3 protein-coding genes and 1 pseudogene are annotated in these 4609 nt (G+C 53.3%); all 4 read right to left on the reverse strand.

The window, feature by feature from the left end; translation table 11 throughout:
- Positions 1–710 (reverse strand): annotated as a pseudogene (locus tag Q7V06_RS08385) (V-type ATP synthase subunit K); the annotation flags it as partial.
- On the reverse strand, positions 710–2692 hold the full coding sequence (locus tag Q7V06_RS08390) for a V-type ATP synthase subunit I (protein ID WP_304840513.1): 1983 nt from the start codon (positions 2690–2692) through the stop codon (positions 710–712). The pseudogene Q7V06_RS08385 and the gene Q7V06_RS08390, both read right to left, overlap by 1 nt.
- Positions 2664–3005 carry a hypothetical protein gene (locus Q7V06_RS08395; protein WP_304840515.1) on the reverse strand — a complete coding sequence of 114 codons (342 nt, stop codon included), beginning with the start codon at positions 3003–3005 and terminating at the stop codon, positions 2664–2666. The genes Q7V06_RS08390 and Q7V06_RS08395 overlap by 29 nt, the downstream gene beginning before the upstream one ends.
- Before the next feature lie 52 nt (positions 3006–3057).
- A partial coding sequence (locus Q7V06_RS08400; RefSeq protein WP_304840517.1) for an AIPR family protein occupies positions 3058–4609 on the reverse strand: 1552 nt, incomplete at its 5' end.

The following is a 4609-nucleotide window of genomic DNA, read 5'->3' on the forward strand; positions in this document are numbered from 1 at the left end:
AATGCCATGATCAGGATGGCAACTAATAACCCATAGATCGCCTGCGTCTCAGGGATCACCGAGAAAACGAGGGCACGACCAAACGCCCCTTCATGCTCAGCAGATGATGCAGACCCGGCAGCCGCGGCAATACCCTGCCCGATAGCGGAGAGACCGGCGATACCGACTGCAAGACCGCACCCGATGGCGGCAAGACCGGTTGCTGTCGTTGCAACCGAATCTCCGGTCAGTATACCGGAGAAGGCCATGATAAGGATGGCAACCAATAATCCATAGATCGCCTGCGTCTCAGGGATCACCGAGAAGACGAGCGATCTCCCCATCGCCCCCTCCCGCTCGGCGGTGGTCGCGATACCAGCAGATGCAGCAATACCCTGACCGATTGCAGAGAGACCGGCGATACCGACTGCAAGACCGGCTCCCAGTGCGGCAAGCCCCATCGGTGTGGAGACAGGATCTCCGGCACCGCCGAGGACCCCTGTTGCAAGGAGGATCAATACCGCGACAAGGAGACCATACATCCCCTGGGTCTGTGGGACCGCCTGGAAGACGAGCGCCTGACCGAACTTCTCGGGTTTGATCGCAATAACCCCGGCACCTGTTGCACCGGCGATACCAACACCGATTCCAGACCCAATAGCTGACAAACCGACCGCAAGACCTGCACCGGTGACCGCAAGGATAAATCCTGCTGTGATCTCAATCGCCATTATTCATCCTCCACAAGCACTGTATCCACCCGTTTTGTTGCAAACGGGAGGAAGAGACGCCCTCCACCCTCATAGAAGGTACCAAAGAACTCGACATACTGAAGACGGAGAGCATGAATGAAACCTCCAAGTGACTGGAGGAGGAAGTTAGCGAGATGGCCTGCAATCGCAAAGAGCACTGCAACAACGACGAGTGACGGATGAACTGACCCGATCATCTCAGCTAAGATATTCACCGTCATTGCGATCCCGGCGGTTGCGAGGGCGAGGGCAAGTATCCTCGTATAGCTCAGCCAGTCACCGAGGAAACCCGTAATGCTGAAGAAGCCGAGCGGACCTTCGATGAAGAGGATCAGTGCAGCTGCGGCAGCTGTTCCTGCACCTGCTGCGAGGATAAACATCTGGGAGAACTCTGCCCAGCCGAAGAAGGCGAAGAGGAGCACTGCGCTACAGGGCTGCATCAGGAACCAGACACCCTGTTTTCTGAGCATCTCTCCCACTCTTCCTTCCCTGAGATTACTATATGACGCAATACCAAGACCGAGATTCAGGTGAGCGATCCCAAAGATCAATGCCCCGGTGAGGATGATGATCGGGTTTAACAGCGGATCAACCAGCGCAAACGGCGGTGCAATCCCGAAGAATCTGGGGAGGAGATCGCCAAAGATTCCACCCTGGGCGATTCCGAAGATGATTCCGGATAGACCGCATGCAAAGAGGACGAGGGAGAGGTCACGGGTTGTACCGGGATAGCGGGCGGGCCCTGCAAGGAGGAGTGCGGCGACGAGTGCCAGAAGCAGGCCGTAACCGGCATCTCCGAGCATCACCCCGAAGGTGATGACGAGGATCGGAGCGATGAAGAATGTCGGGTCAACCTCACGGTACCGTGGAGGTGCAAACGTCGAGGTGAGGAAACCAAATGGTGAGAGCCAGCGGGGATGATTATAGGCAACAGGAACGTCTTTATTGCCATCCTCTCCCGGAACGGATCGATAGATCATCGTGCCTCCTGCAGATTCCATGCCGATCCGCTCAAGGAGAGGGAGATCACGCCTCCTGATCCATCCGGAATAGAGGCGGAGATCACGGGTTGATCCGGCAAGGGCGGCCGCATCGATCCGGTCACGGGCAAGGGCGAGGTCTTCTGCGACTGCTGCGAGTTGCCGCAGGTGTTCATCTGCAATCGCACACATACGGCTGACGATCTCCTCATCTTCCAAACTGAGGGACCGTTTCTCCTTGATGAGATCATCTTTTGCATCAGAAACCGTCCCCTCACGGTCTCCGAAGTTGAATTCGGCAAACCCGCGTGAGCGGAGGAGCGTATCGACCGCATCAGCAGCACTTTTATGAGCAACAACGATGGCGATCATACCTTCCTCCGTACACCTGCAGACCGAGGTGGCGATTGCGCTCTCTATCCCCTCCTCGTTGAAGAGTGCATTCAGATCTTCGCATTCACCTTCAGGAATCCGGCCCGCCCGAACAGTAATGAACCGGGAGGGAGACGCTGGCAGAAGCTCCTCCCCCAGGCATCCATACAGGGTGAGGTGCTCCTCTATCTCATCAAGACGCGCTATACGCTCATGGATGGCTGATCGCCGGATTCGAAAGGCAAGAATCTCTGAGATCAGCGCGTCGTGATCCAGAACAGAACCCAGAACTGAAGCAGGGTCCTGACGGCGCACAGGCAGAGGCTCTCTTCGAAGAGGCAGGAAGAACTCTGCGATTCGTCCCCTCCCCCCTTCCACCAGATCGACCAGAGATTCAACAGCCCGCTCAGCCCGGGACTGGGCGGCTGCAAGTTTCTGCCGGATCGCATCCCGTTCAACCGGGGTGATGAGATGAAGGAGGTGTTCATCGCCTGTGACCGGGGTCAGTTCGATGATCCCCTCTTCATGGATTGTCTGAAGGAAAGGTGCGGCATACCGGCGGTGAACGCCGATTGTGATCTTATGCATCTCTGCTGGATAGAACATCATCTCCTCCCGTGATCACCGCAATGATCGCAGAGACCGCCTCTCCCTGCTTTGATGCTGCAGCGGCCCTGATATATTCGACCTTCCGGCGCGTATCTTCTGCCATCGCACGGGCAGCGGCTTCTGCCTCTGTTCGTACCAGAGCAATCTTTTCGTCAGACGCAGATTCGGCCTTTTTCTTCTCCTGAGTGATAGAGTGCGCTGCCTGCTCCTCTGCTTCTGCGATGCTGGATTCAGCCTCTGCTTCTGCGGCCCTGATTCTGGAGACTGCATCCTCCTCCGCCTTCAGGACGGCCTCGATATCATGAACCGGCATATGAGTGAATATGGAGAGAGCTGATTATTAACGTACGCTTCAGGTGATCAGATCACCTGAGTTTCTCTGTAAGATCCCCTCTTCTGAAGGTGGCGGCGAGTTGCTGGAGGGAGATTTCACCTTCTCCATAGAGCTGATCCAGAGACACCAACAGATCCGAAATTGCCTCTGTCAGATATTCATCCCCCTTCATCCTCAGAAGGCTCTCAGCACCGGAAAAGTTCCGGTGATCAAGCTGGTTGAGATTAACGTTGAGATCCCGGATGAGGTACCGTCCCATCTGCATCGCAAGGAAACAGGAGGCATACCGAATGAAAGGGGGATCATCTGGAAAGGGGCGTTTTCTTCTGTTTTCGCAGATTCGATAGATGAGTACCGCAATGATCGTCTGAGCACCATTGAGATCCTGCGTAAAGATCAGATCATAGAGCTTGCCAAAATGTTCACGCGAGAAGAATTTTGCCTGATGGGGTCTTCTTCTCCAGACAGATAGGATCGCCTCTGCGGCTGCACCTGAAGTGATATCGGTGCTTTTAAGAGCAGAATCAGTCCTTTTTCGTCGATACTGATAGCCAAGCTGACCAATATCTATCTCAAGTCTCTTCTGCCTCTCGTCATTCGCCCTGAGATCCCGAAGATCAACAGGATTCTGGCTGTTCGTTGCATAGGTGATCCGTTTGACGAGATCATGATTGTCACTGGGGAGTTGATACAGGCGAAGGAGCAGATATGCATCCTCAGAGTCCAGCTGCATCTGACCGAGAGTTTTATAGATCGTCATGCAGGTCTGGCCACCATTGATGATCTGGAGATCTTCAACTTTCACCTGATAATCTCCGGACTGGAGGTTATTATATCCGAACTTATTACAGACCAGAGTGATACCATTATTGTAAAAATAGAAGTTACTCTTCTCAGGCCCAATCAGGGTCTCTCTGATCGCCTCATTCACCCTGTTTCCCTGAAGCCCAAGGTAACGACGGATATTTCGCTCAAGGAGACGTTCACCATGGCGCTGTATCAGGGCATAAATCTCAGAGACGGAGATTCTTCCGATTAAAACCCGGCTGAAGTTAAAATCCTCAATGATCGCCTTCCCTGTCAGTTTCAGGGTATCTTCAACGGGTTTTGTCGACTGAAAAATTTGGACAAGCCGATCGTGGTTGATATGTTCCCAGGTGACCTGATCTCCAAATGCTGCTCTTCTGATGGCATCATCTGCTGCTGCAGTCCATTTAAGTCCGTTATTACATCCTATTGCCCTGACCTGAGGGATATATCCATCCCGGATGAGAGATCGAATCTCTTCAACACGAGTAAGGAGCCGGGTGTTGATATGCAGAAGATCAACATCAGGATCAAAGAGATACCGGATCGCCCGAATAAGGGATTCAATCCCACTCTCAGGGAAATTTGAAGTCGCCTCCAACTCTCTCTTATATTTACCCTGAAAGACACTGACAATGAAGGCTCCATCATATTCCTCTGAGATCTGGAGTGCATCAATACCAAAATCCTGACCTCCATCAGTTAAGCATTCAAATGCCTCATCATCAGAGAGATCAAGGATGGTTTTTACACAGAGGTGGATAAAGGCAAGGGAC

Origin of the sequence: Methanocalculus sp. (assembly GCF_030651615.1) — an archaeon.
Taxonomy (GTDB): domain Archaea; phylum Halobacteriota; class Methanomicrobia; order Methanomicrobiales; family Methanocorpusculaceae; genus Methanocalculus.

Coding starts and splice junctions, on each gene's coding strand:
- Q7V06_RS08390 (WP_304840513.1), bottom strand. CDS start 2,692: ATGATGTTCTATCCAGCAGAGATGCATAAGATCACAATCGGCGTTCAC.
- Q7V06_RS08395 (WP_304840515.1), bottom strand. CDS start 3,005: ATGCCGGTTCATGATATCGAGGCCGTCCTGAAGGCGGAGGAGGATGCA.